Source organism: Hymenobacter arcticus (assembly GCF_054779975.1).
Genome location: NZ_BAAGXF010000002.1, coordinates 541,828 through 566,677, shown reverse-complemented (window position 1 = coordinate 566,677; position 24,850 = coordinate 541,828). Strand labels below are relative to the sequence as shown.

18 protein-coding genes, 1 tRNA gene and 1 riboswitch are annotated in these 24,850 nt (G+C 62.2%); of the genes, 16 read left to right on the top strand and 3 right to left on the bottom strand.

Annotated features, from left to right (window positions below; genetic code table 11):
* Positions 1 to 83 precede the first annotated feature (83 nt).
* A complete protein-coding gene (gene dxs, locus ACYVGC_RS05970; RefSeq protein ID WP_460582877.1) occupies positions 84 to 2,030 on the bottom strand; it encodes a 1-deoxy-D-xylulose-5-phosphate synthase in 1,947 nt (648 codons plus the stop codon).
* Positions 2,031 to 2,280: 250 nt separating this feature from the next.
* On the opposite strand from dxs, the gene ACYVGC_RS05965 reads away from it, so the two are divergent.
* The 3 genes from ACYVGC_RS05965 (at position 2,281) to ACYVGC_RS05955 (ending at position 7,340) form a co-directional block, all read left to right on the top strand.
* Positions 2,281 to 5,322, top strand: a complete 3,042-nt coding sequence (locus ACYVGC_RS05965) for a TonB-dependent receptor domain-containing protein (RefSeq protein ID WP_460582876.1) — start codon at positions 2,281 to 2,283, stop codon at positions 5,320 to 5,322.
* 171 nt (positions 5,323 to 5,493) lie between these two features.
* Positions 5,494 to 6,570, top strand: a complete 1,077-nt coding sequence (locus ACYVGC_RS05960) for a lysylphosphatidylglycerol synthase transmembrane domain-containing protein (protein ID WP_460582875.1) — start codon at positions 5,494 to 5,496, stop codon at positions 6,568 to 6,570.
* A 110-nt stretch (positions 6,571 to 6,680) separates the two neighbouring features.
* A complete protein-coding gene (locus ACYVGC_RS05955; RefSeq protein WP_460582874.1) occupies positions 6,681 to 7,340 on the top strand; it encodes a hypothetical protein in 660 nt (219 codons plus the stop codon).
* A 114-nt stretch (positions 7,341 to 7,454) separates the two neighbouring features.
* On the opposite strand, the gene ACYVGC_RS05950 is transcribed toward ACYVGC_RS05955, so the two are convergent.
* Together ACYVGC_RS05950 and ACYVGC_RS05945 are read right to left on the bottom strand one after the other, a co-directional pair.
* Entirely contained in the window at positions 7,455 to 9,980 is a 2,526-nt protein-coding gene (locus ACYVGC_RS05950) for an erythromycin esterase family protein (RefSeq protein ID WP_460582873.1), read from the bottom strand.
* Between the two features lie 253 nt (positions 9,981 to 10,233).
* Positions 10,234 to 10,644, bottom strand: a complete 411-nt coding sequence (locus ACYVGC_RS05945) for a hypothetical protein (RefSeq protein ID WP_460582872.1) — start codon at positions 10,642 to 10,644, stop codon at positions 10,234 to 10,236.
* Between the two features lie 172 nt (positions 10,645 to 10,816).
* Here ACYVGC_RS05945 and ACYVGC_RS05940 point away from each other — a divergent pair, with 172 nt between their 5' ends.
* From ACYVGC_RS05940 to ACYVGC_RS05880, 13 genes are all read left to right on the top strand, one after another.
* Complete coding sequence (locus ACYVGC_RS05940) at positions 10,817 to 11,098, top strand: LysM peptidoglycan-binding domain-containing protein (RefSeq protein WP_460582871.1); 282 nt, start codon at positions 10,817 to 10,819, stop codon at positions 11,096 to 11,098.
* Between the two features lie 288 nt (positions 11,099 to 11,386).
* A riboswitch (SAM riboswitch) is annotated at positions 11,387 to 11,503 on the top strand.
* A 367-nt stretch (positions 11,504 to 11,870) separates the two neighbouring features.
* Positions 11,871 to 12,569, top strand: a complete 699-nt coding sequence (locus ACYVGC_RS05935) for a peroxiredoxin-like family protein (RefSeq protein WP_460582870.1) — start codon at positions 11,871 to 11,873, stop codon at positions 12,567 to 12,569.
* Positions 12,570 to 12,626: 57 nt separating this feature from the next.
* Entirely contained in the window at positions 12,627 to 14,006 is a 1,380-nt protein-coding gene (locus tag ACYVGC_RS05930) for an O-acetylhomoserine aminocarboxypropyltransferase/cysteine synthase family protein (RefSeq protein WP_460582869.1), read from the top strand.
* Between the two features lie 108 nt (positions 14,007 to 14,114).
* Positions 14,115 to 15,143, top strand: coding sequence for a homoserine O-acetyltransferase family protein (locus tag ACYVGC_RS05925; RefSeq protein WP_460582868.1), 1,029 nt, complete (start codon positions 14,115 to 14,117; stop codon positions 15,141 to 15,143).
* 58 nt (positions 15,144 to 15,201) lie between these two features.
* Complete coding sequence (locus tag ACYVGC_RS05920; RefSeq protein WP_460582867.1) at positions 15,202 to 16,227, top strand: aliphatic sulfonate ABC transporter substrate-binding protein; 1,026 nt, start codon at positions 15,202 to 15,204, stop codon at positions 16,225 to 16,227.
* 12 nt (positions 16,228 to 16,239) lie between these two features.
* Positions 16,240 to 17,088, top strand: a complete 849-nt coding sequence (locus ACYVGC_RS05915; RefSeq protein WP_460582866.1) for an ABC transporter permease — start codon at positions 16,240 to 16,242, stop codon at positions 17,086 to 17,088.
* Positions 17,089 to 17,261: 173 nt separating this feature from the next.
* Positions 17,262 to 18,005 (top strand): ABC transporter ATP-binding protein, encoded by a 744-nt coding sequence (locus ACYVGC_RS05910; RefSeq protein ID WP_460582865.1) that lies wholly within the window; start codon positions 17,262 to 17,264, stop codon positions 18,003 to 18,005.
* A gap of 390 nt (positions 18,006 to 18,395) precedes the next feature.
* Positions 18,396 to 19,298, top strand: a complete 903-nt coding sequence (locus ACYVGC_RS05905) for a S66 peptidase family protein (protein WP_460582864.1) — start codon at positions 18,396 to 18,398, stop codon at positions 19,296 to 19,298.
* A 116-nt stretch (positions 19,299 to 19,414) separates the two neighbouring features.
* Positions 19,415 to 19,487 (top strand) — tRNA-Thr (locus ACYVGC_RS05900).
* Positions 19,488 to 19,601: 114 nt separating this feature from the next.
* Positions 19,602 to 20,525, top strand: coding sequence for a cation diffusion facilitator family transporter (locus ACYVGC_RS05895; RefSeq protein ID WP_460582863.1), 924 nt, complete (start codon positions 19,602 to 19,604; stop codon positions 20,523 to 20,525).
* Between the two features lie 33 nt (positions 20,526 to 20,558).
* Entirely contained in the window at positions 20,559 to 21,770 is a 1,212-nt protein-coding gene (locus ACYVGC_RS05890; protein WP_460582862.1) for an amine oxidase, read from the top strand.
* A 203-nt stretch (positions 21,771 to 21,973) separates the two neighbouring features.
* Positions 21,974 to 22,465 (top strand): methylated-DNA--[protein]-cysteine S-methyltransferase, encoded by a 492-nt coding sequence (locus ACYVGC_RS05885; protein ID WP_460582861.1) that lies wholly within the window; start codon positions 21,974 to 21,976, stop codon positions 22,463 to 22,465.
* Between the two features lie 181 nt (positions 22,466 to 22,646).
* Positions 22,647 to 24,779, top strand: a complete 2,133-nt coding sequence (locus ACYVGC_RS05880; RefSeq protein ID WP_460582860.1) for a prolyl oligopeptidase family serine peptidase — start codon at positions 22,647 to 22,649, stop codon at positions 24,777 to 24,779.
* The last annotated feature ends 71 nt before the right edge of the window (positions 24,780 to 24,850 follow it).

The following is a 24,850-nucleotide window of genomic DNA, read 5'->3' as shown; positions in this document are numbered from 1 at the left end:
TCCGGCTATTGTTTGCCTCCGCAGTTGACGCAAAAAAGCCCCGTAGCTGCCGCTACGGGGCTTTTATAAGTTATAAAGAGTGCCTAGCTCAACACCGTCTCGCGCGGTTCGGCAGCCACTTTGGCCCCCATTTCGCGCACGGCCTGAGCAATGCCGACGGCATCGAAGCCGCACTCTTTGTAGAGCTGGTCTTGCGAGCCGTGCTCTACCACGCGGTCGGGGATGCCGAGGCGGCGCACGGACAGGTACTGGCCGTGGTCGGCCAGGAATTCGAGCACGGCCGAGCCGAAGCCGCCTTGCAGGCAGCCGTCTTCCACGGTCACGATGGCGCGGTAGCGGCGGGCCACGGCCAGCAGCATTTCCTCGTCGAGCGGCTTGCAGAAGCGCATGTCGTAGTGGCCCACGTCGAAGCCCTCTGCGGCAAGCGCAGCGGCGGCCTTTACCGCGTAATTGCCGATGTGGCCGATGGTGAGCACAGCCACGCCGCCCGCTTCGCCCTCATGCACCACGCGGCCCGTGCCGATAGCCACGCGCTGCAGCGGCGTGTGCCACTCGGGCATCACGCCCTCGCCGCGCGGGTAGCGGATGCTGAACGGACCAGCATTTTCGGGCAGCTGCGCGGTGTACATGAGGTTGCGCAGTTCCTGCTCGTTCATCGGGGCCGAAACCACGATGTTGGGGATGCAGCGCATGTAGGCCAGGTCGTAGCAGCCGTGGTGCGTGGGGCCGTCGGCCCCGGCGAAGCCGGCGCGGTCGAGGCAGAACACTACGTGCAGGTTTTGCAGGGCCACATCGTGCACCACCTGGTCGTAGCCGCGCTGCATAAACGACGAGTAGATGTTGCAAAACGGCACCATGCCCTGGGTGGCCAGGCCCGCCGAAAACGTAACGGCGTGCTGCTCGGCAATGCCCACGTCGAAGGCGCGCTCGGGCATGGCGGCCATCATAATATTCAGCGAAGAGCCGCTGGGCATGGCGGGCGTCACGCCCATTATCTTGTCGTTGGCCTGGGCCAGCTCCAGCAGCGTGTGGCCAAATACGTCCTGGTACTTGGGCGGCTGCGGCTTGTCGGGGACTTTAGTGAAAATCTCGCCGGTAATCTTGTCAAACAGGCCCGGCGCATGCCACAGCGTCTGGTCTTTTTCGGCCAGCGCGTAGCCCTTGCCCTTCACGGTCACGCAGTGCAGCAGCTTGGGGCCGGGAATGGACTTGAGGTCGTTCAGCACTTCGACCAGGTGCTGCACGTCGTGGCCATCGACGGGCCCGAAGTAGCGGAAATTCAGTGCCTCGAATAAGTTACTCTGCTTCAGCAAAGTAGCCTTCATGGCGGCCTCTACTTTGCGGGCAATCTGCTGGGGGTTGGGGCCAAACTTGCTGAGCTTGCCCAGCACGTTCCACAGCTCGTCGCGCACTTTGTTGTAGGTGCGCGAGGTGGTGATGTCGGTAAGATACTCCTTGAGCGCGCCCACGTTGGGGTCGATGCTCATGCAGTTGTCGTTGAGCACGACAATCATGTTGTTGCGCATGGCCCCGGCCTGGTTGAGGGCCTCGAAGCTCATGCCGGCCGTCATCGAGCCATCGCCTATTACGGCAATATGCTGGCGGTCAAACTCTTTCTTGTAATCAGAGGCCACCGACATGCCCAGCGCCGCCCCGATGCTGGTGCTGCTGTGGCCCACCCCGAAGGCGTCGTACTTGCTTTCCGTCATCTTCGGGAAGCCCGACATGCCGCCGTAGCGGCGGTTGGTGGGGAAGCGGTCGCGCCGGCCGGTCAGTATTTTGTGGCCGTAGGCCTGGTGGCCCACATCCCACACCAGTTGGTCGTAGGGCGTGTTGAAGACGTAGTGCAAGGCCACCGTGAGTTCGACCACGCCCAGCGAGGCCCCGAAGTGCCCGCCGTAGATGCTCACCGTGTCGATGATGAACTCGCGCAGCTCGGTGCTGACTTGCACTAACTGCTCGGGGGCGAGCTTTTTAAGGTCGTCGGGCGAGGATATCGCCGCCAGGAGCGGGCCGGGTTCAATTATCATCGGGGCAGGCAGTAGAGGGGAGCGGCATAGCAACCGCGGGGCGAGCTAAAAGATTGGCCGGCCGACCTCAAAGATACGGCAACAGTGCGCGGACGGTTGTATATAACCGACCTTTGCCCGCCCCGCGCAAAGGTCGAGCCAAGTGGCTTGGTCGGGACAATAGCGGGCCCGGCCGATGAATTAGGCGGGCTGGCCCGTAGCCACTGCAACCATTGTCAGCCGTTTGCGCACTTTGGCCGTTATGAATTTTATGAACAAGACTACTCTCCCGCTTTCGGGGCTTTTAGCTGCTACGCTCATTGGCAGCCCGTTACTGAGCTTCGGCCAGGCTGGGGGCCGGCCGGCGGCCGCGCCGGCCGCCGCTACCGCACCGCGTAGCACGGGCCGCGTCACGGGCACCATCACCGATGCGGCCAATGGCAAGCCGGTGTCGTACGCCTCGGTGGCCGTCATTAATCCCGCCACCAACAGCGCCGTGAACGGCGGCGTGGCCGGCGACGATGGCAAGTTTGTGCTTCCCGTGCCGGCCGGCACCTACCGCGTCGAGGTCAGCTTTATCGGCTACCAAACGCAGGTGAAAAACGGCCTGGTGGTAGCGCCCGGCGGCACCGTAGCGCTGGGCAATATTGTACTGGCTGGCGCTGCTCAAAAGCTGGCTGAAGTAGTGGTAACCGGCAAGAAGCCCCTCATTGAGGAGCGCGTGGACCGCACCATCTACAACGCCGATGTGGACAAAACCACGGCCGGCGGCGATGCCACCGACGTGCTCAAGCGCGTGCCGCTGCTGAGCGTAGACCTCGATGGCAACGTGAGCCTGCGCGGCTCCAGCAACATCCGGGTGCTCATTAACAACAAGCCCTCGACCATCGCCGCCAGCAGCGTGGCCGACGCGCTCAAGCAGATTCCGGCCGACCAGATTCAGACGGTGGAAGTAATTACCTCACCTTCAGCTAAGTATGATGCCGAGGGTTCGGGCGGGATTATAAACATCGTTACGAAGACCAACAACCTGCGCGGCGGCTCGCTGGGCGTGAACGTGAGCACCGGCCTGCGGGCCAGCAACCTGGGCCTGAACGGCAACTACCGCAACGGCAAGTTTGGCGTGAGCCTGGGCGGCTTTGGGCGGGCTAGCTATAACCAGCCGGGCAGCTTCGACAATTCGCAAACCAGCGTGGCGCTAGCCAACAGCACGAATGGCACCACAAGAGCCGGCGACCGCACCACCACCGCGCAAAATGCTGATACCCGTCGCAACGACGCCTTTGGGCGCTACACGCTGGGCCTCACCTACGATTTCGACAAGCACAACTCGCTGGCCGGCTCGCTGGCCTACGGCATTCGCAACTCTGACAACTACCAGGATGGCCTGCTGAGCCGCATCGCTACCAACAGCGGAGCCCTAACCCCCAACTCCTTGCGCGATGTGCATTCGACCAATAACTCGAACACCATCGACGCCAGCCTCAATTACACCCACACCTACGAAAAGGAGCAGCGCGAACTGAGCGTGCTCACGCTGTTCAGCCGCAACAACCAGACAAACAACTTTACTAACAGTGTTTTCAACCCTGCCGACCTGACCAAGAATACGTTTATCGGCCAGTTGGGTAACAATAACGACAGCTACAACGAGGAGTACACCGGCCAGATTGACTACCAGACGCCTACCGTCAAAAACCAGTTGCTGGAGTTTGGGGCCAAGGACATTGTGCGCCGCGTAAACAGCGACTACAGCTACTTCTACGACGCCGCGCTGCAACCCGCCGCCGGTAGCGCCTCGCTCAACAACTCGTTTCGCTACCGCCAGAACGTGGCTGCCGGCTACGTCACCTACACCTTGGGGCTGCCCAAAGGCTTCACGCTGAAGCCAGGTGTACGCTTTGAATACACCACCATCTCGGCCGATTTCAGCAATGGCCAGGGCGTGCTCACTAACGCCAACATTCCCGACTACGGGGTGCTGGTGCCCAGCGTGAACCTCTCGCGTAAGCTGGAGAATGGCAACGTGGTGAAGCTCTCGTACAACCGCCGCATTCAGCGCCCGTCGCTGCAATTTTTGAACCCTAACATTCAGGCCAGCAACCCGTTGAATGCGTCGGCCGGCAACCCGCTGCTGCGTCCCGAGTACACCAACAACTACGAGCTGGGCTACAGCACCACCGTCAAGCAGAAGGTCAACCTGAACCTGACGGCTTTTGTGCGCAACACTACGGGCGCCATCCAAACGGTGCGGGTGCCGCTGCCCGACTCGCTCAACCCCAACCGCATTCAGGGCGCGCTGCTGAGCACCTTCCAGAACGCGGGTACCGAGAACGCCTACGGCGGCAGCCTCTTCGCGGGCACCAACTCGGGCAAGCTCTCGCTCAATGGCAGCGTGGACGTGTACTACGCCGTGCTGCGCAACAACGACCCCAGCGTGCTCTACAACTCCAGCAACAAGGGCACCGTAACCAATGCCCGCGCCTTCGGCTCGTATGACCTGGGCAAGAGCTATTCGTTGCAGCTGTTTGCCTTTTACCGGGGCCAGCAAGTGCAGCTGCAAGGCTTCCAAAGCGGCTTTGGCATCTACAGCCTGAGCTTGCAGAAAAGCTTCGCCGAGAAGCGCGGCAGCATTGGCTTCGGAGCTGAGAACTTCTTCAACGGCACCCGGCGCATTCGCACCGACGTGGCCACGCCCTACGTGGACAGCTACGCCTACAACGGCGTAAACGTGCCCATCAACGGCCCGCTGCTGACGCAGAACAGCACCAACCTCAGCCAGGCGCTCAACTTCAAGATTAACTTCAGCTACCGCATCGGCAAGCTCACGGCCGGCGACACCGGCCGCCGCGGCAAAAACGTGAACAACGACGACCTCAAAGAAGGCGGCGACGCGGGCGGCGGCCTCGGCGGCGGCGGCGACACGGGCGGCGGCCAAGGCGGTGCGGGTGGCGGCGGCGGCCGTCCCAGCGGTGCGGGGCAGCGCCCCGCCGGCACCGGCCAGCGCCCAGGTGGCATCCCCGGCACCGGCCGCCCAGCCAGCGCTACCGATTCCACGCGCCGCGCCATTCCGGCCGACTCGCTCCAGCAGCTGCGCAATCAGCCCACCCTGCCCAACGGCGCGGCCGGCCAGCCCACCCCCACGCCCGGCGTAGCGGTGCCCGCCACCCCGGCCGATGGCACCACGACCCAGCCCGCCGCGTCACCGGCCCTCAAGCCCAACGGCACGCCTTCGCCGGTGGGCCCGCCCTCACCGGGCACTACCTCGCCCAGCGGCATCACGCCGGCCGGTAGCACCGGCGGGCGGCCGTAACGGCAAGTGCTTGGTTAACAATTATTTTTTGAATGCCCGGTTGCTCCTGCAACCGGGCATTTTTATTGCAAGCCGGAGGCGGAGAAATATGATGGGCCAACTGCATTGAGTTGCCGGGTGCTACCCCGCCCCGGTGGGCCACCGTATTTTTGCCCGACCTTCCCCCTGCCTATGCCCCTACCCGCCCCCCCGCCACCGCCCGCCGCCCGCCCCGAAGCCGACCTGATGTGGCAGCTGCGGCCGTCGCGCATTGTGCTGCCGGCCCTCATCGGCCTGAGCGTGGTGGCGTTCCTGTTCTGGCGCTCGTACAAGCCCGGCGACCTCGCGCCACTGGCCGATGCCAAGTGGGAGTGGCTGGTAATCACGCTGTTGGTGCTGTGGGCGCGTGACCTGGGCTACATCTACCGCATCCGGGGCATTGCCGAGGGCGAGCTGAACTGGCGGCAGTCGTTTGGGGTGATTGTGGTGTGGGAGTTTGCCTCCTGCGTGCTGCCCTCGGCGGCGGGCGGCACGGCGGCGGCCCCGGTCATTCTCGCCCGCGAGGGCATTCCGCTGGGTAAAGCCATCGCCTACACTATCGTGACGGCTTTTCTCGACAACCTCTACTACGTGCTGATGGTGCCACTGGTAGTGTGGCTGGCCGGCGATGGCCTCTACCCCCAAGGCCTGCAATCGGCGTTTGTGCAAACGCTGCGGGCCATTTTCATCTTCAGCTACGTGGCCGTGTCGGCCTATTCGGCCTTGCTGATGTACGCGCTCTTTATCAACCCGCGCTCGGTGCGGCGGCTGCTGGTGCGGCTGACTTCGTTGCGGGTGCTGCGGCGGTTTCGGCGGCTGGCCTACCGCCAGGGCCAGGAAATGGTGCTGGCATCCAGGCACTTGCAGGGCGCGGGCGCGGCCTACTGGTGGCGCGCCAGCCTAAGCACGGTCTTCGTCTGGACGGCCCGCTACGCCGTTATCGGCTGCCTCATTGCGGCCTTCACGCCCATGAACACGGGCACGTTCCTGTTCATTTTTGCCCGCAACATTACCTACAAAGTGGTGCTGCTGCTGGCCATCACGCCCGGCGGTGCGGGCATTGCGGAGGGCGCGTTTCCCACGTTTTTTGGGCGCTTTATGGGCACGGCGGCCATGACGAGCTTCCTGGTGCTGCTCTACCGCATCGTCACCTACTACTTCTACCTGGCGCTGGGCGTAGCCTACCTGCCGCGCTGGCTGGCCGGGGTGGGCCGCCAGCCGGGTAAATAAGTTAGTCCTTGCTGATTCGTACTATGCGTATTTATGAACTGTTAAAAGCGCTTTTTATCCGGCCCGGCCAACTTCCGTCCAGTGTGCCACCAGTTCCAGAAAGCCCGAAAATGCAGCTTTCTTCCATCGCTGTTATTAGTGCTGACCGGCAGGCTTACATAGCGAAACATCTGGCCGAGATTGATAAAGAAGTAGTATTGTTTGCACAAAGCTACCCTATTGACTTCAACGCTTTTCTGTACCGGCCGGCGGCTGCCGACTTCATTCGCCGGGAAGTATTGCCAATCAGAAACGGGGATATTCCAAATAATGCCTGCCTGGATAATAGCCACTGGCTAACAAAGAATTACCTCAACTTTCCCGGCCCCTTTTACACTGGTGAATCAGATACATGTGGCACGGGCGATGGCGAAGCACCGGCCAACGTGCTCTACGATGCGGACTACTGCGAATACGTTTTCGAGCAGCCCCAAAACTTTGCCGAGTTTCTATGCGTGCTCGATGCGGCGGCTGTCGAAGTGCTGGATAGCTATTCCTGCGACGGCAACGACCACTGGACAGTAGCGCTGTGCCGCGAGTGGTGGCGCGGCAAGCCCGAGATTGTCAGGCGCTTAAGCACCCCAGCTTTTCAAAAAACCAACGGCAGCCGCACCCAGCTCTACGTCGATTACCTGAACGGCACCGCCGAAACCGACCTGCGGCGCTACTGCTATTTTCTGGAAAACGGGGACTACCCCACCACGGAAGAAGTGGCCCTGACCACCCTCTAGGAAGCCCCCGCCCCCGGAAAGCGCTGGCAGCCTGAAACTGTTTGAGAATCCCGGGATAATCTTACCCCTTCAGCCAAAGCATTTACCCAGGCTATCTCTTTTATTGATAATGTATTACGGTTGGCTAGCCGGCCCTACCAACGGCCCACCCGGCCGCTGGTAGTCCGCCCAAAACTCGGGCCGGTAGGGCACAATAGGTCGCACAGCGGGAGCTTTCGCGCTCCCCTTCGGAGCAGGCCCGGGGGCCGCTCCCGCCTCGGGCAGCAGCCGGAAGTAGTGCTCCGTAAAGCTTTGGCTATAAAAGGCCCCACGACCGAGCGTGCGGCCGGCATTTAGGGTCTGGCCTAGGCTGCGGCGCACGTAGTAGCGCCCGTTGGCCGCCTTGGCATAATCAACCACGTGCGTGGTGCGGTCGGCCGTGAATAGATGCGGATAAATATGCGCCAATGCGTTTGAACGGCCCTGATTTTTGCGGGTAGTGGCATTGGTCGCCACTGTGTCGGCTTGCCACAGCGCCTCGTAGCGCAGCACGGCGTAGTCGCGGGCGCGCACTAGTAGCTGGCCCTGGTAGCCGCTCATCAGGTAGGTGCCGGTGCTGCGGTGGTCGCCGTGGCGAGCCGCGAAGCTGAGCACGTACAGCGTATCAGCCCCCTGCCGCCGCACGCTGTCGAGCTTCAGCACGAAGCGCCGGCCGGCGCGCCGGCCAAAGAGCGGCGAAGTTCGCACTGGGTCGGCCGCGCTAAGAGCCGACCCCTGCGTGCCGGTGTACAGGGCGGGCACGCTGAGCCAGGATACTACCCCCCCGCGCTCCGTAAGCACGTGCCGCTGCTCGGGTAGAAAGGTCACCCCATCCTCCTGCCCCATAAACCCCTTGGTGAAATGCCGGTAGCCGGCCGGCACCCGCAGGCGGCCCACCGTTTCGACTTCAGACCGCAGAGTATCGAAATTGCTAAGGCGCCGGTAAGTGTAGACCTCAGCAGCATAGTCCTGCTGCTCATAGTTTTGGGGAATATGCTTGACTATGCGTTGCAGAATCTCGGCTGCATTAAGGGGCCGGGTGCTGGCCACTTGCACCTCATAAAGGGCGTAGCTGGCGGGGGCGAGCAATACGGTCAGCTCCTCACTGCCGCGGGGCGACTGCACCGTGGCGACTTCATAGCCCAAGCTACTGACCTGCAACTCAGTAGGCCCCGGCAAGGCCAGCGAAAAGCGCCCCTGCGCATCGGCCACCGTGCCCTGCCCCTGCCCAGCTAGCTGCACCGAAGCGTAGGGCACCGGCTGTCGGCGGCGCTGGTCGAGCACTACGCCGCGCACCGTGCGCAACCCCGATACATCGGCCACCGCCACCGGGCGGCGCATGGTAGCCATGCCCCGGCCCGGTGCCGGGTTGAGCGAGCCCAGCCGCTGCCCGGCTAGCCCCGCCGTGGCAGCGGTATCGCCCTTGGCCAGCGCGGCTACGGCGGCGGTGCTATCGGCAGCCGCCAGGTGCGGCGGCTCTACACTGCGCAAAAACAGGAAGCCATCCACTACCTCGCTCCACGGGCCGGCCAGCGGCTGATAATCCAATGCATAGGTAGTGAGCTGGCGGCCGGGCGCGTCGTACCTGAGGCTCACGAAGGCATAGGGCGCATCGAGGGCCAGCAGGCTAGCCTCCAGGGTGCCGGGCGCGGGGGTGGGCACGGGCTGGCCAGCGGTGTTGGCCGGGCCGTGGGTGCCGCCACCCGCCAGGGTGCCTAGTATGTACACTTGGTTAGGCCCCAACGCCGCTTTCACGGCGCGGCCCATGGGACGGTAGGCCCGCAGCTCGTCGGTGCCCAGCACCTCTACGTGGTTAGCGAAGTGCGGCAGCGCGCCCCAGCACACCACTTTCTCGGTGGGGTGCTGTCGCAGGTACCACAGCAGGTTGTCCGCCATTTGGGCATCACGAGGGTTGCTGTCAGCGGCCACAAAGCTGGTCGCCGTTTTGTCGGTGAGGTTGTGGGTGGCGTAGTCGTGGGCCAATGCCCGCAGGCTGCGCAGGCACTGCTGCCAAAACACCGCCTCGGTGCGTCGCGCGGCAGCGGGCGCGGCGGTTGCCTGGCGCAGCAGTGGCTCGGCCTTGTCCAGCTCGGCCTCGAAGGCTGCCAGCGGCTGGGTGGGCGGCAGCGCAAAATGCTCTTGCATATAGCTGGTTGCCTCGCCCAGCAGTTCAAAATTGATGTCCTTAGCACCTTTGCCTTCCTCCAGAAAGTCCTCCAGGTCGTCGATTAAATCGTCGCTATAGTCGCCGGTCAGCTGCGAGTCAAACCCCATAATGCGCAACCCGTCGGGCCCCACCAGCGGCAGCACCGCCTGAAATTCCCGCGTGCTCGTCCAGATGGGAAATACGCTGCTTTGCAAGTTCTTAGGCACCGACTTGCCTACGCTAATTGCCCGCTGGGCCTTGTACAAGTCGAAGAAGCCACTTTCCATACCCAGCGTGGTGAAGCCCATGCGCTGCTGCAAAAAGGCCAGCAGCCGGGCCTTGGCCGCCAGCACATTGCCCTCGCCGTGCGTGGGCTCGCCCAAAAACACGACCCGTGCGCTCCCAATTTCAGCCCGCAAAAAATCCAGCTCAGCAAAGCTGGTATCGGCAGGGGCCACGCTGCGCAGGGCGCGCATGGGCACTGCCGCCGGAGCCTGCGCCCGCGCACCGACAGAAATTAACGCAGCTAAAAATCCTATAATCAACCTTTTACAACCAGCGTGCATGAGCGCAAATACTTAAATTAGCAGCGCTGCCTCTTCTCGGCAGCACCCCCTAAACTTCAAAATAAGCCGACGGCATATGCCGGACCACTATTACCAAAAAAGGCCCCACTCCGTTACCGAAGTGAGGCCTTTGAGCGGGCATAGGCCCTTCTAAAATCGTGGCTTACTTGCTTTTCAGCATCAGCTTGGCACCGCTGGTACCTACCAAAGTCAGTTTGTTGTCGGTCAGCGTTTCTACGTTAAAAGTGTTGCTGCTAGTGCTGCCTTCGGGCGTCATGGTGATGGTTTTGCCAGCCTGGTCAAACACGTACTTGCCGCTCTGCGAGCCAGCATAGGTGCCACCCGACGTAAAGCTGATTTCCATATTTTCATCGGCATCGCTCTGCTTCACTTTGTCGCCGGTGGCATCGGTTTGCTTGTCGGTCACCCAGGTCTTGCTGCTGGTGCCGTATAGCATATTAACGCCTTCTACCTTGCCTTTATCGCTGCCGCACGACGACACAACGAACAGAAAAGCCAACACGCTCAGCATGGAAGCGAAATAGGAGCGGAAGGATACAGGTGAAAAATTCATGGGGAAAAGAGTGAGGGTGAAAGAAAAGCCGTAACTGACTTCGGCTCTGCTTACGCACCGCTTTTTTTTTAGTTATATCTGGTAACCATCCCGCACCACCGCCGTAAAAAGCCACACGCCACCCAGCCCCGCTGCGGCAGCTATTCTTTCACACCCTAACCGCACTTGTCACATGGGCTTGCTCGATTTCTTGAATAACGAAGGTGATAAAAAGCCGGTTGATGCCACCCAGCCCGCTGCTGGCACCGATTTCTTCGGTAACAACAAACCCGCTGACGCCGCTGCCGGCACCGCCTATACCGTGGTAAGCGGCGACTCGCTCTCCCATATTGCCAAGCAACACTACGGCGACGCCGCCAAGTGGCACCAGATATACGAGGCCAATAAGGCCATCATCGGCAGTAACCCTGACCTAATTGAAGTAGGCCAGGAGTTAACCCTACCTAGTATCTAGGTACTTTTTGCAGAAAAAAGGTGAGAAAAGCCACTCCAGCATTGGGGTGGCCTTTTTATTTTTGTAGGATAAACCTTAGCTTACCAGTTGGGTGTGCGGTGAGCTTCAGCTTGCCGTTGTAAGCATACGGTAATGAGCATGTTATTACCCACGTCCTTGCGGTAGTATCCCGGCAAGCTGAAGCTTACCGCACATTTTTTCAATTGTCCTTGCATAGTTCGCGGCGCTGATTATCTTTGCCGTTACCAATCCGGTACTTTTCTGCAGCAGGCGGAATCGTTTTAGTAAGTTTTATACAGAAGCGGCGAGAGATTAGGCTCCGTGACCCGCTGGCAACCTTCACTCGCTGAAAGGTGCCAATTCCTACCCCGGCAGCTGCTTGTGCAGCCTGGGGGGCTATAAACCGAGTACCATGGCACACGCACCCCTCTTCCTCGCTTCCCAGCCCACTACTGCGCTTGCAGGCGGCTCCGGGTATTTTCTATCAGCCGCTTTAGCTAGCCCGGCCCTTTGCGCCCAGCGAATGCGAATGTGCTGTTGTTGCCAAGGATAACGCTTTCGGCGCTGTTTTCTCCTCTTTTCGTGGGTAGTATTTGTGCCGGCTGGCTCAGCCCCGGCATTGATTAATCGATGCGGTTGCTTAAATGCAAATTGCTGATTAACAAATACTTATAATATAAAATTCTTTTACGGAGTTTTACCGAAAAGCGAAACAGCCAACAGCACGGAGTTTGTCACAAACTTTTTTATCGTCGCTATTCCGCTTTGTCGCATGTCTGCTTTCATCCAGTCTCCCCCCGCTCCTACTACCGCTTTTCAGCACGAGCTGGCCGCCACGGCCCAGCACGTAGCCACGGCCCTGCCCCCGGCTGCTTCGCAAATCATTGACGGCGGCATTGCCACAGTAACCGCCGCCGGGCTCACCCAGCACGTGCTATCGGCCGGCCAGCTGGCCCCCGACTTCATCTTGCCCGCTGCCGACGGCCAGCCCCAGAGCTTGGCCGCGCTACTGGCGCAGGGGCCGGTAGTGCTCGCTTTTTACCGCGGCAACTGGTGCCCCTACTGCAACGTGCAGCTGCGCGCCTACCAGCAGGCCCTGCCCGAGCTGGCCCTGCGCGGAGCCACGCTGGTGGCCGTGTCGCCCCAGGTACCCGCGCTTAGCAGCCTCACGGCCAGCGAGAAAAAGCTGGCCTTCCCAGTGCTCAGCGACGTGGGCAACGTGGTAGCCCGGCAGTATGGCCTGGCCTACGGCGTGGGTGCCGAGGTGGCCGACACGCTGCGGAGCGTGGGCATCGACCTGACGGCTTTTAACGGCACGGCCGACGATGAGCTGCCGCTCACGGCCACGTTCGTCATCAACACCGACGGCGTGATTGGCTGGCGCTGGGTGGAGGCCAATTTCAAGCACCGCGCCGACCCGGCCGACCTCATTCGGGCCCTGGAACAGCTGCCGGCTCCGCAGCTGGCGTAGCCACCTCATTGTATATTCTTGATTTTCAATTCAAACCGCTTTTAATTCCCCACCGTCATGGCTACTCCCAACCTGCACTTCGAAACGCTGCAACTTCACGCCGGCCAAGTGCCCGACCCCACCACCGGCTCGCGCGCGGTGCCCATTCACCAAACCACCAGCTACGTGTTTAAGAGCGCGGAGCACGGCGCTAACTTATTTGCCCTGAAGGAGTTTGGCAACATCTACACCCGCTTGATGAACCCGACTACCGACGTGTTTGAGCAGCGCTTGGCGGCACTCGAAGGCGGGGTAGCGGCCGTGGCCGTGGGCTCGGGGCAGGCGGCGCAGTTTATTGCGCTCAATAATATTCTCCAGCAGGGCGACAACCTGGTGGCTAGCTCGTACCTCTACGGTGGCACCTACAACCAGTTTAAGGTGGCTTTCAAGCGCCTGGGTATTGAGGCGCGCTTCGTGGAGGGCGACTCGGCCGAAGGCTTTGAGGCGCTGATTGACGAGAATACCAAGGCGCTGTACGTCGAAACTATCGGCAACCCGAGCTTCAGCGTGCCTGATTTTGAGCGCATTGCGGCCGTGGCCAAAAAGCACGACATTCCACTGGTGGTGGACAATACCTTCGGCGCGGGCGGCTACCTGTTTCAGCCCCTCAAGCACGGCGCGAGCATTGTGGTGGCCTCGGCTACCAAGTGGATTGGCGGCCACGGCACCAGCGTGGGCGGCATCATTGTGGATGGCGGCACCTACGACTTCGGCAACGGCAAATACCCGCAGTTCACCGAGCCCAGCGAGGGCTACCACGGCCTGGTTTTCAACGACGTGTTTGGCAAAAACGGGCCGTTTGGCAACATTGCTTTCGCCATTCGGGCCCGCGTGGAAGGCCTGCGCGATTTTGGCCCCGCCATCAGCCCGTTCAACTCATTCTTGCTCTTGCAAGGCCTCGAAACGCTGAGCCTGCGCGTAGACCGCACCGTGGAAAACACCCTCAAGGTGGCCCAGTGGCTGGAGCAGCGCCCCGAGGTGGCCCAGGTAAACTACCCGGGCCTCGCCAGCAGCCCGCACCACGAAAACGCCGCCAAATACCTGAAGCGCGGCTTCGGTGGCGTGCTCTCGTTCACGCTGCACGGCACCAAGGAAACGGCCGTGGCCCTTATTGATAACCTCAAGCTAATCAGCCACTTGGCTAACGTAGGCGATGCCAAAACGCTTATCATTCAGCCCTCGGCCACCACGCACCAGCAAATGAGCGAGCAGGAGCAGCTAGTGGCGGGCGTGACGCCCACGCTGCTGCGCCTGTCGGTAGGCATCGAGCACATCGACGACATCACCGCCGACCTGGAGCAGGCGCTGGTGGCGGCTACCGCCGCCACGCCACAAGGCAGTAGCAACGAGAGCATTCCGGAGCCGGCCGCGCAGCACGCCCAGCCGCTGGAAGTATAAGGTTTTCAGCTCGTAACGCACGCGTAGACTTTCGCCAACCGGGTAGCGCACCATCGCTACTTGGTTGGCGAAAGCTTGCGTTTTAGAGGCAGGTTCTTTTCGCTTAGCATGGACAGTCAGTTTTTTCACCTTCCTAATCCCTTTCCGCTGGAAAGCGGCGACGCGCTGGCCGGTGCCCGCGTAGCCTACCGCACCTGGGGCCAGCTCAACGCCACCCGCGATAATGTGGTGTGGGTGTGCCACGCCCTCACGGCCAACGCCGACGTGCTGGACTGGTGGCCGGGGCTGTTTGGGAAAGGCTGCTTTTTTGACCCGGCCGACTGGTTTATCGTGTGCGCCAACGTGTTGGGCTCGTGCTACGGCAGCACCTGCCCGCTCGATGCCGACCCGGCCACCGGGCAGGGCCGCTTTCAGGAGTTTCCCTTGGTAACTATCCGCGACTTTATAGCGGCCCACGAGGCGCTGCGGCAGGAGTTAGGTCTGGCCCACATTCATACACTCATTGGTGGCTCGCTAGGCGGCCAGCAGGCGCTGGAGTGGGCCACGAGCCAGCCCGAAGTCATTGGCCACCTGGTAGTTATTGCTACCAGCGCCCGGCACTCGGCCTGGGGCATTGCCTTTAACGAGGCGCAGCGGCTGGCCATTGAGGCCGACGCTACTTACCACGAAAACCGGCCTGGCGGCGGCGATGCCGGCCTGGCGGCGGCCCGCGCCGTAGCCCTGCTCAGCTACCGCGGCTACGAGGCCTACGGCAACACCCAAACCGACCCCGACCCCGAGCGCCTGCGCGACTTTCGGGCCAGCAGCTACCAGCGCTACCAGGGCAACAAGCTGGTGGCCCGCTTCGACGCCTACAGCTACGTGGTGCTCACCCGCGCCATGGATTCGCACAACCTAGGTCGGGGCCGGGGCGGGGTGGCGGCGGCGCTGGCCGGCATTCGGGCGCGCACGCTGGTGCTAGGCATCACCTCCGACGTGCTGTTTCCGCTCAGCGAGCAGCACGCCATTGCCGAAGGCATTCCGGGCGCGGTGTACAACGAGTTGGATTCGGGCTTCGGGCACGATGGCTTTTTGCTGGAAACCAGTAAGATAACGCAGGCATTAGAGCTTTTTTATACGGCCACACTGGCGGCGTAGGGGGTGCGGTGCCCCCACGTAGTAATCTTCCCCTTAAAGCGAACGCTCGTCTTATTTTATGCGCAACTTCCTCTTCTCATACCGCCCATTTGCCAGGATGACCGGGGCGCTGGTGCTGGCCGGCCTGCTGGCCAGCTGCGGCGGCAGCACCAACCCTGGCACGGCGGCCGCAGCGCCCGAAACCGTGCGGCTCGACTATGCCTACTACAACCCATTGAGCCTGGTGCTGAAGCAGCAGGGCTGGCTCGAAAAGGACCTGGCCAAGCAAAATATCAAGGTAGAATGGGTGCTGAGCCAGGGCAGCAACAAGGCGCTGGAGTTTTTGAATGGCAAAAGCATCGACTTTGGCTCGACGGCGGGCGCGGCGGCGCTCATCGGGCGGGCCAATGGCAACCCGCTGAAAGCCATCTACATCTACTCGAAGCCCGAGTGGACGGCCTTGGTGACGAATGGCAACTCGGCCATCAAGTCGGTGGCCGACCTCAAGGGCAAGCGCGTGGCCGCTACCAAGGGCACCGACCCCTATATTTTTCTACTGCGCGCCCTCGACCAAGCCGGGCTGAGCGAAAAAGATATTGAGCTGATTCCGTTACAGCACCCCGACGGCCGCGCCGCCCTGGCCACCGGCGACGTGGACGCTTGGGCCGGCCTCGACCCCCACATGGCCAAGGCCGAGGTGGAGTCGGGGGCGCGGCTTTTTTACCGCAACCCTGAGTTCAACAGCTACGGCGTGCTCAATGTGCGCGAAGAATTTGCCACGCAGCACCCGGCACTGGTGACCGAGGTGCTGGCCGCCTACGAGCAGGCCCGCGCCTGGGCCCGCCAGCACCCCGCCGAGCTGCAACAAACCCTGGCCACCGAGGCCAAACTGAGCCCGGCCGTGGCTGCCAAGCAGTTGGGCCGCACCGATTTCAGCAACGTGCAGTTTGGCCCGCAGCAGCGCGCCACCATCGCCGCAGCCGGGGCGGTGCTCAAAAAGAGCGGCACCATCGACGCCAACGCAGACGTGCAAAAGACAGTGAATGAATTGATTGACCCACAGTACGCGGCCAAGCTGGCGGCCTCGCCAGTGGCGGTTCGCTAACCCTTTCGTAAGATGTCCGCCGTCTCCACTTTAACTACTCCCTTGCTGGCCCCGGCTGCCGCGCGGCCCGCGCGCGCCACCGCCCCGCGGCCCGGCCGCCGCTGGCAATGGCCGCTGGGCGCGGTGCTGCCCGTGCTGCTGCTGGCGCTGTGGGAAGTGCTGGCCCGCACCGGCGCGCTACCGCCCAACCTGCTGCCCGCGCCCTCGCGAGTGCTGGCCACCATAGCCGAGCTGGCGCGCACCGGCGAGCTGTGGCCGCACCTGGGGCTCACGCTGGGGCGGGTGCTGCTGGGCTTTGGGCTGGGCACGGCGCTGGGCACCGGGCTGGGGGCGCTCACGGGCTACCTGCCACTGCTGCGCCGCCTACTCGACCCGCTGCTGCAAGGGCTGCGCAATATTCCGTCGCTGGCCTGGGTGCCGCTGTTCATCCTCTGGATGGGGATTTACGAAACCTCGAAGGTGGTGCTGATTGCGGTGGGCGTGTTTTTTCCGGTGTACCTGGGGGTGATGAGCGGCATCCAAAACGTGGACCGCAAACTGGTGGAAGTGGGCCGCGTGTACCGGCTGTCGGGGCTGGCGCTGGTGCGGCGGGTATTTTTGCCGGCCACGCTGCCCGCCTACTTCGTGGGCCTGCGCAACGGCCTGGGCTTGGGCTGGATGTTTGTGGTAGCCGCCGAGATTATGGGCGCCAATAAAGGCCTGGGCTTCTTGCTAGTAGATGGCCAAATGACGGGCCGCCCGCAGACCATTCTGGCCAGCATTCTGCTCTTTGCGGTGCTGGGCCGCTGCACCGATTCGCTACTGGCGCTGCTGGGCCGCCACCTGCTGCGCTGGCAGGACACGCATGGGGCAAATACCTGATTTATTGCATTTTATAATCATTTGTCATTGCGAGCGCAACGCAGTGGAGCGTGGCAATCGCACCTAAACGATACCCGCACGTCGTCGTTCTGGTGCGATTGCCGCGCTCCACTGCGTTGCGCTTGCAATGACGGGCGATTGTTACGTAATTTATTACTGTTCAACACAATAAGATGCTTCAACTCGACCATATCGGCAAGCAGTTTGACAACGGCGTGGTGGCGCTGGCGGGCATCAGCCTACACTTACAGGCGGGCGAAATTGTGACGCTGGTGGGGGCCAGCGGCAGCGGCAAAAGCACGCTGCTGCGCATTGTGGCTGGGTTGGAAAAGCCTAGCAATGGCCACGTACTCATTGAGAATGAACCCTTAACCGGCCCGCACCCGGCCGTAGGCGTCATCTTTCAGGAGCCGCGCCTCATGCCTTGGCTAAGCGTGCAGGACAACGTGTGCTTTGGCATTCGGCACCTGCCAGTGGCTGAGCAAGCGGCGCGCACGGCCGCCGTGCTGGCGCGGGTGGGCCTCAGCGCCTTTGCGGAGGCGCTGCCGCGGCAGCTGTCGGGTGGCATGGCGCAGCGGGTGGCCATTGCGCGGGCGCTGGTGACGCGGCCGGCGCTACTGCTACTCGATGAGCCCTTTAGCGCCCTCGACCCCTTCACCAAAGCCAGCCTGCACGAGCACCTGCTCGATGTGTGGGCCGATGCCCAGCCCACGCTGCTACTCGTGACCCACGACGTGGAAGAAGCCCTCGTGCTCAGCGACTGCGTGGTGGTGCTGCACGGCCACCCCGGCCGCATCAGCCAGACGCTGCGCGTGGACCTGCCCCGCCCCCGCCGCCGCACCAGCCCCGAGTTTCAGCAGTGGAAGGAGCGCCTGCTGGAAGCCATTGGCAATGAGCACGTAGCGGCGGGTAATTAAATGCGCTTACTCAAACACGATGCGCGCCGGGGCTTGGCCCGCAAACTTCAGCGAGTAGATGCCGGCGGCGAGGCTATTGCGGGCAAGCTGCACTTCGTGGGCGGTGGGCGTGAGGCGGCCCATCAGGTTGAGGAGTTAGGCATTGCCCAGGTCGCGCCAGTTCTCGGGCGGAGCCAGCTGCACGAAGTTGCGGGCTTGGGGTAAGCCAGCGCCACGGGGCTAGCCGCGCTGGCCGGGCGCGCCGCCAGCACGGAGGCCGACCAGCGTAGAATCAGCCGCAGCAAGTCGCGGATGGTCCAGAAGGTGGTAGCGGCGTGGTCGGCGGGCCAAGGTTAACGGGCGGGCGGTGGTTTCTTTGCGGGCCGGCGGTTTTTCTGCGCCGCTCGCCTTATGCCTGCTATTTCTCCGCCCGCGCTCCGGCCGGGCCAGCGCGTGGCCATTGTGGCCCCCGCCCGCAAAATCAGCCCTGCCGAAGTCGAATTTGCCCGCCAAACCCTCACCAGCTGGGGCTTGGAGGTGGTGCTGGGCGAAAGCATTGGGGCGGCCAGCCACCAGTTTGCCGGCGACGATGACCTGCGCCGCCGCGACTTTCAGCGCCAGCTAGACGACCCCAGCATTCGGGCCATTTTTTGCGCCCGCGGCGGCTACGGCACCGCCCGCCTCGTGGACGAGCTGGACTTCCGCGCCTTTGCCGAAAGCCCCAAGTGGGTGGCCGGCTTTTCCGACGTGACGGTGCTCAACAGCCACCTGCTGCACCTGGGCTACCAAAGCATTCACGGCGTGATGCCGGTGCTGTTTGGGCAGGAAAACGGGGCAGCGGCCCTGGCTAGCCTGCACCACGCGTTATTCAGTGAGTCAAGCAGTTGCGAAGCTTTTTCGCACCCACTCAACCGCCCCGGCACGGCCACCGGCGAGCTGGTGGGCGGCAACCTCAGCCTGCTACACACCCTCACGGGCACCAGCTCGCAGGCCAGCTTTGCGGGGCGCATCCTGTTTTTAGAAGACCTCGACGAGTACCTCTACCACATCGACCGGATGCTGCTGCACCTGCATCGCAGCGGCCAGCTGGCGGGCCTGGCCGGGCTGGCGGTGGGCCACTTTTCGCAGATGCGCGACAATGCCGTGCCCTTCGGCCAGACGGCCTACGAGATTATCGACCACTACGCCCAGCGCTATAATTTTCCGGTGGGCTACGGCTTTCCGGTGGGCCATGAGGCTGATAACCAGGCACTAGTAGTGGGCCGGAGCGCCACGCTCACCGTGGATGCGGCTGGCGGCCGGCTCACGCAGTAGCCGGTTCCTACTTAGGTAGAAACTCCTGCGATGCACAAAATTGCCCTGAAGGTTGCGCGGCGCTGGCGCGGCATAGTATATTTGCAGCCCCAACGACACCAGGCGTTGGGGATAATGCCTCTTTAGCTCAGCTGGTAGAGCAGCTCATTCGTAATGAGCAGGTCGTTGGTTCGAGTCCAATAAGAGGCTCTTTTTCAAGCAAAAGCCCCGCACGCTGCTTCGGCACCTGCGGGGCTTTTGCGTTGGCGGCCGGCTGGCCCGAAACCAACCCCAGCCCGCCGGCCGCGTACACGCCAGTTGCCTATGTCAGCAAACTCTTCTTCCAAGCTCTCGCTCTACGGCGGCATCGCCGCCAACGTAGCCATCGCCATAAGCAAATTTGTGGCCGCCTACATCACCGGCTCCTCGGCCATGCTCTCCGAGGGCATCCATTCGCTGGTGGATACCGGCAACGGCGGGCTGCTGCTCTACGGCATGAGCCGCAGCCAGCGCCCCGCCGATGTGCAGCACCCTTTTGGCCACGGTAAAGAGCTGTACTTCTGGGCATTAATTGTGGCCGTGCTCATCTTCGCCATCGGCGGCGGCATGTCGTTCTACGAAGGCATCAAGCACCTGGAGCACCCAGAGCCGCTCGAAGACCCCAAGTGGAATTACCTCGTGCTGGGCATTTCCATCCTGTTTGAAGGCGCGGCTTTATGGCTGGCCATCCGGGCGCTGCTCGAAAAGCAGGCGGCGGGCACCAGCTTCTGGACCACCCTGCGCACCAGCCGTGACCCGGCCGTGTTTGCCTCGGTGCTGGAGAATGCCGCTGCCGTGGCGGGCTTGCTCATTGCCCTACTGGGCGTGTATTTTGGTCATTTACTGAATAATCCGTCGTTCGACGGTGGGGCTTCCATCGTTATTGGCTTGCTGCTGATGGGCGTGGCCGTGCTGCTAGTGTCGCGCACCAAGGCGCTGCTCATTGGCGAGGGCGTGAACGAGGAAACTACCCTGCTGGTGCAGGACCTGGCCCGCCGCACGCCCGGCGTAGCCACCGTGCGCCCGCCCCTCACCATGTACCTGGCCCCCGACGACGTGATGCTGGCCCTCGACGTAGACTTCGACGACCACCTCACGGCTGCGCAGGTCGAAGAAGCGGTGGTGGCGGTGCAGGACAGCATCCGGGCCAGCCACCCCGAGTTCAAGCGCATTTTCATCGAAGCTAAGTCGCTGGCGGGCCGCGAGTAGGCCAGCCGCGCTGCTTCACAATTACTTATTACTATGGCAGTTACCTCGACAGATTCTCCCTTCGATTCGTTTTGGTGGGGCGGCTACGAGTGCACCGACCAACTCAATGCCTTTGGCAACCGGGTCGATTTTTTGCCGCTCACCGGTCACTTGCAGCTGCTTGATGCCGACTACACCGACCTCGGGCCGTTCAATGTGCGCACCGTGCGCGAGGGCATTCGGTGGGCGATGATTGAAAAAACGCCTTACCAGTACGACTGGAGCACCGTGAAAACGATGCTCGCAGCTGGTAAGCACCACAACATTCAGCAAGTCTGGGACTTGTGCCACTTTGGCTACCCCGACGACCTCACGCCGCTGCACCCCATGTTTGCCCGGCGCTTTGCCGCGCTCTGCCGGGCGTTTGTGGCCTTTTATCGCGCCGAGCGGCCCGAGGGCACGCTCATCGTCACGCCCATCAATGAGGTGAGCTTTATGTCGTGGCTCGGCGGCGACGCCCGCGGCACTTCGCCCTACTGCGTGGGCCAAGGCTGGGAGGTGAAGCTGGGCCTCATGCGCGCCTATATTGAAGGCAGTTGGGCCCTGCGCGAAGCTGACCCCAGCATCCGCTTCCTCAGCACCGAGCCGCTCGTGAACATTGTGGCCCCGCCCAACCCCTGGGCCAGCCATGCGCGCGAAGCTAAGCAGGCGCATATCAACCAGTTTCAGGCCACCGATATTCTCTCGGGCCGCCTGTGCCCCGAGCTGGGCGGCCACGAAAGCCTGCTCGACATTGTGGGCTTCAACTACTACTACGACAACCAGTGGCAGCTGCACCCGCACCGCCACCTGGGCTGGAACGACCCCGTGAAAGACCCCCGCTGGGTGCCCCTGAGCGACCTGCTGGCCCAGGCCCACAAGCGATACAAGCGCCCCTTCGTGGTCACCGAAACCAGCCACCCCGGCGTAGACCGGCCGCTGTGGTGGAACATGATTGGCCAGGAGTGCGCCACGGCCATTCGGGCCGGCCTGCCGCTGTGGGGCGTGTGCCTCTACCCCATCGTGGACCGCCCCGACTGGGACCACCTCGACAACTGGCACCGCTCGGGCCTCTGGGATGCCGAGCTGCTGCCCGATGGCCCGCCCCGCCGCCACCTGCACCACGCCAGCGCCGACGCCCTGCGTGAGGCCCAGGAGGTAGTAACCCAGGCCCTGGTGCAGCAAGCAGAACCTAAGCCGCGCCGCCAGCGCATGTTGGTGAGCTAAGCGCCGTAGCCTGCGTATTATAAATGCGCCACTTGCGTTACAAATGCTTTGTACAGAACAATTTATATGTACAAAGCATTTGTAACGCAAGTGGCGCATTTTCTTTTTAGAGGCTTGATGAGCAGCTTGTTTGGCGACGGTTACGTGCCGCTTTTCGGCGGCTACCCTACCTTGCGGTCGCCCGCCACCAACTACGCCAGCCAATGGAAGCCCTCGCCCACCTGTATACGCCCATTGGCATGCTGGCCCTGCACGCCTCCGATGCCGGGCTGCACGCCGTGCAGTTCTTGGACCACGACGTGCCGCCGCCCACCGCCCCCGCCGACCTGGCCAACTGCCTGCGTGAGCCCTACCGCCAGTTGAATGCGTATTTTCATAAAGAGCTGGTTGATTTTGACTTAACGTACGCGCCACTCACGGGCACCGATTTTCAGCGGCAGGTGTGGGCGGCGCTGGCCGGCATCGGGCACGGCCGCACGGCCTCGTACCTCGATGTGGCCAAGCTGCTGAATAACCCGAAATCGGTGCGGGCCGTGGGGGCCGCCAACGGGCAAAACCCACTGGCCATTGTGTGGCCCTGCCACCGCGTTATCGGGGCCAACGGCGCGCTCACTGGCTACGCGGGCGGGCTGGTGCGCAAGCAGTGGCTACTGGCCTTCGAGCAACCCCAGCGCCAGGGCGCGCTCTTTGGGTAAGTCATTCTTTAACAACCGGGTTGTCATTGCGAGCGCAACGCAGTGGAGCGCGGCACTCGCACCAGAAAGATACCCGCGCAAAGCGTACGTTTGGGCTATTTGTTCTGGTGCGATTGCCGCGCTCCACTGCGTTGCGCTCGCAATGACAAACGATTTTTAGCCATTCTCTAACCCCCTCTTTATGAAGTACTTTCTTCCCCTTTCAGCCCTGGCGCTGCTTACCGTGGGCCAGGCGGGCGCGCAGGCCGTGGCCAGCATTAAGCCCCTGCCCTACCCCACCACGCGCAAGGTCGACACCGTAACCACCTACTTCGGCACCAAGGTGGCCGACCCCTACCGCTGGCTCGAAAACGACCAAGCCGCCGATACCAAGGCTTGGGTCCAGGCCGAAAACCAGGTGACGCAGGATTACCTAGGCAAGATTCCGTACCGCGAGGCGCTGCGCACGCGCCTCACCAAACTCTGGAACTACGAAAAGTTTTCGGCGCCCCGCCAGGAGGGCAAGTACACGTATTTCTCCAAAAATACGGGTCTGCAAAGCCAGTTCGTGATGTACCGGCAGTTGGGCACCGGCGCGCCCGAGGTGTTTCTCGACCCCAATACCTTCTCCAAGGATGGCACGACCTCGCTGGCGGGCATCAACTTCACCCAGGATGGCAGCCTGGCCGCCTACCAGATTTCGGAGGGCGGCTCGGACTGGCGCAAAGTGATTGTGCTGAAAACCGGCGATAAGTCCATCGTGGGCGACACGCTGAAGGACGTGAAGTTCTCGGGCCTGGCCTGGAAGGGCAACGCGGGCTTCTACTACAGCAGCTACGACAAGCCCAAGGCGGGCAGCCAGCTGGCCGGTAAAACGCAGATTCACAAGCTATTCTACCATAAGCTGGGTACCGCGCAAAGCACGGATAAACTGATATTTGGCGGCGAGCAAGAGCCCAACCGCTACATCGGGGCCAGCGTAACGGAGGACGAGCGCTTCCTCGTCATTTCGGCGGCCAACACCACCACCGGCAACAAGCTGTACATGCAGGACCTGAGCAAGCCTGGCAGCACCATCGTGAACGTGGTGCCCGACGAAAAGAGCATCAACCAGGTGGTGGACAACGTGGGCAGCAAGCTGTATCTCCAAACCAACTACAATGCCCCTAACTACCGGCTGGTAACCGTGGACGCCGCTGCGCCCAAGCAAGCCAATTGGAAGGACCTGATTCCGGAAACCAAGAACGTGCTGGATATCAGCACGGTAGGTGGCAAAATATTCGCCACCTACCTCAAGGATGCTACCTCGCTGGTGGAGGAATACGACCTGGCCGGCAAGAAGCTGCGCACCATTCAACTGCCCGGCGTGGGCTCGGCCAGCGGCTTTGGCGGCAAAAAGCTGGACAAGGACACGTACTACACGTTCACCTCCTACACGTATCCGCCCACCATTTTCAAGTACGACCTGGCCACCAGCACCTCCACGGTGTATAAGAAGGCCGGCGTGCAGTTCGACCCCAGCAAGTACGAGTCGAAGCAGGTATTTTACAACTCCAAGGATGGCACCCGCATCCCCATGCTCATCACCTACAAGAAAGGCTTGGCGATGAACGGCAAAAACCCCACGCTGCTCTACGCCTACGGCGGCTTCAACTCCAGCGTAACGCCGGGCTTCAGCACCTCCAACATCATTTTGCTGGAGCAGGGTGGCATCTACGCCGTGCCCAACCTGCGTGGCGGCGGCGAATACGGCGAAAAGTGGCACCTGGCCGGCACCAAGCTGCAAAAGCAGAACGTGTTCGACGACTTCATCGCCGCCGCCGAGTACCTCAAGGCCAACAAGTACACCGATACCGACCACCTCGCCATTTCGGGGGCCTCCAACGGCGGCCTGCTCATCGGGGCTACCATGAGCCAGCGGCCCGACCTCTGCAAGGTGGCCTTCCCGGCCGTGGGCGTGATGGACATGCTGCGCTACAACCAATTCACGGCCGGCGCGGGCTGGGCCTACGACTACGGCACCGCCCAGGACTCGCCCGAGATGTTCAGCTACCTCTACAAGTACTCGCCCTACCACGCCCTGAAGCCAGCCAGCTACCCGGCCACCATGATAACCACCGCCGACCACGACGACCGCGTGGTGCCCGCACACTCCTTCAAGTTTGCCTCGCGCCTGCAAGCCGACCAGCAGGGCCCGGCCCCGGTGCTCATCCGCATCGAAACCAAAGCCGGCCACGGCGCGGGCCGCTCTACGGCCCAAGTTATTGGCGAGCAAGTAGATAAATGGGCGTTCATGTTCGAGAACATGGGCGTGAACTACCCGATGGCGCAGTAAGGCTGGGTTAAAAGGTCAAAGGAACACCCTAAAAGAACGTCATGCTGAACGCAGTGAAGCATCTCTACCAC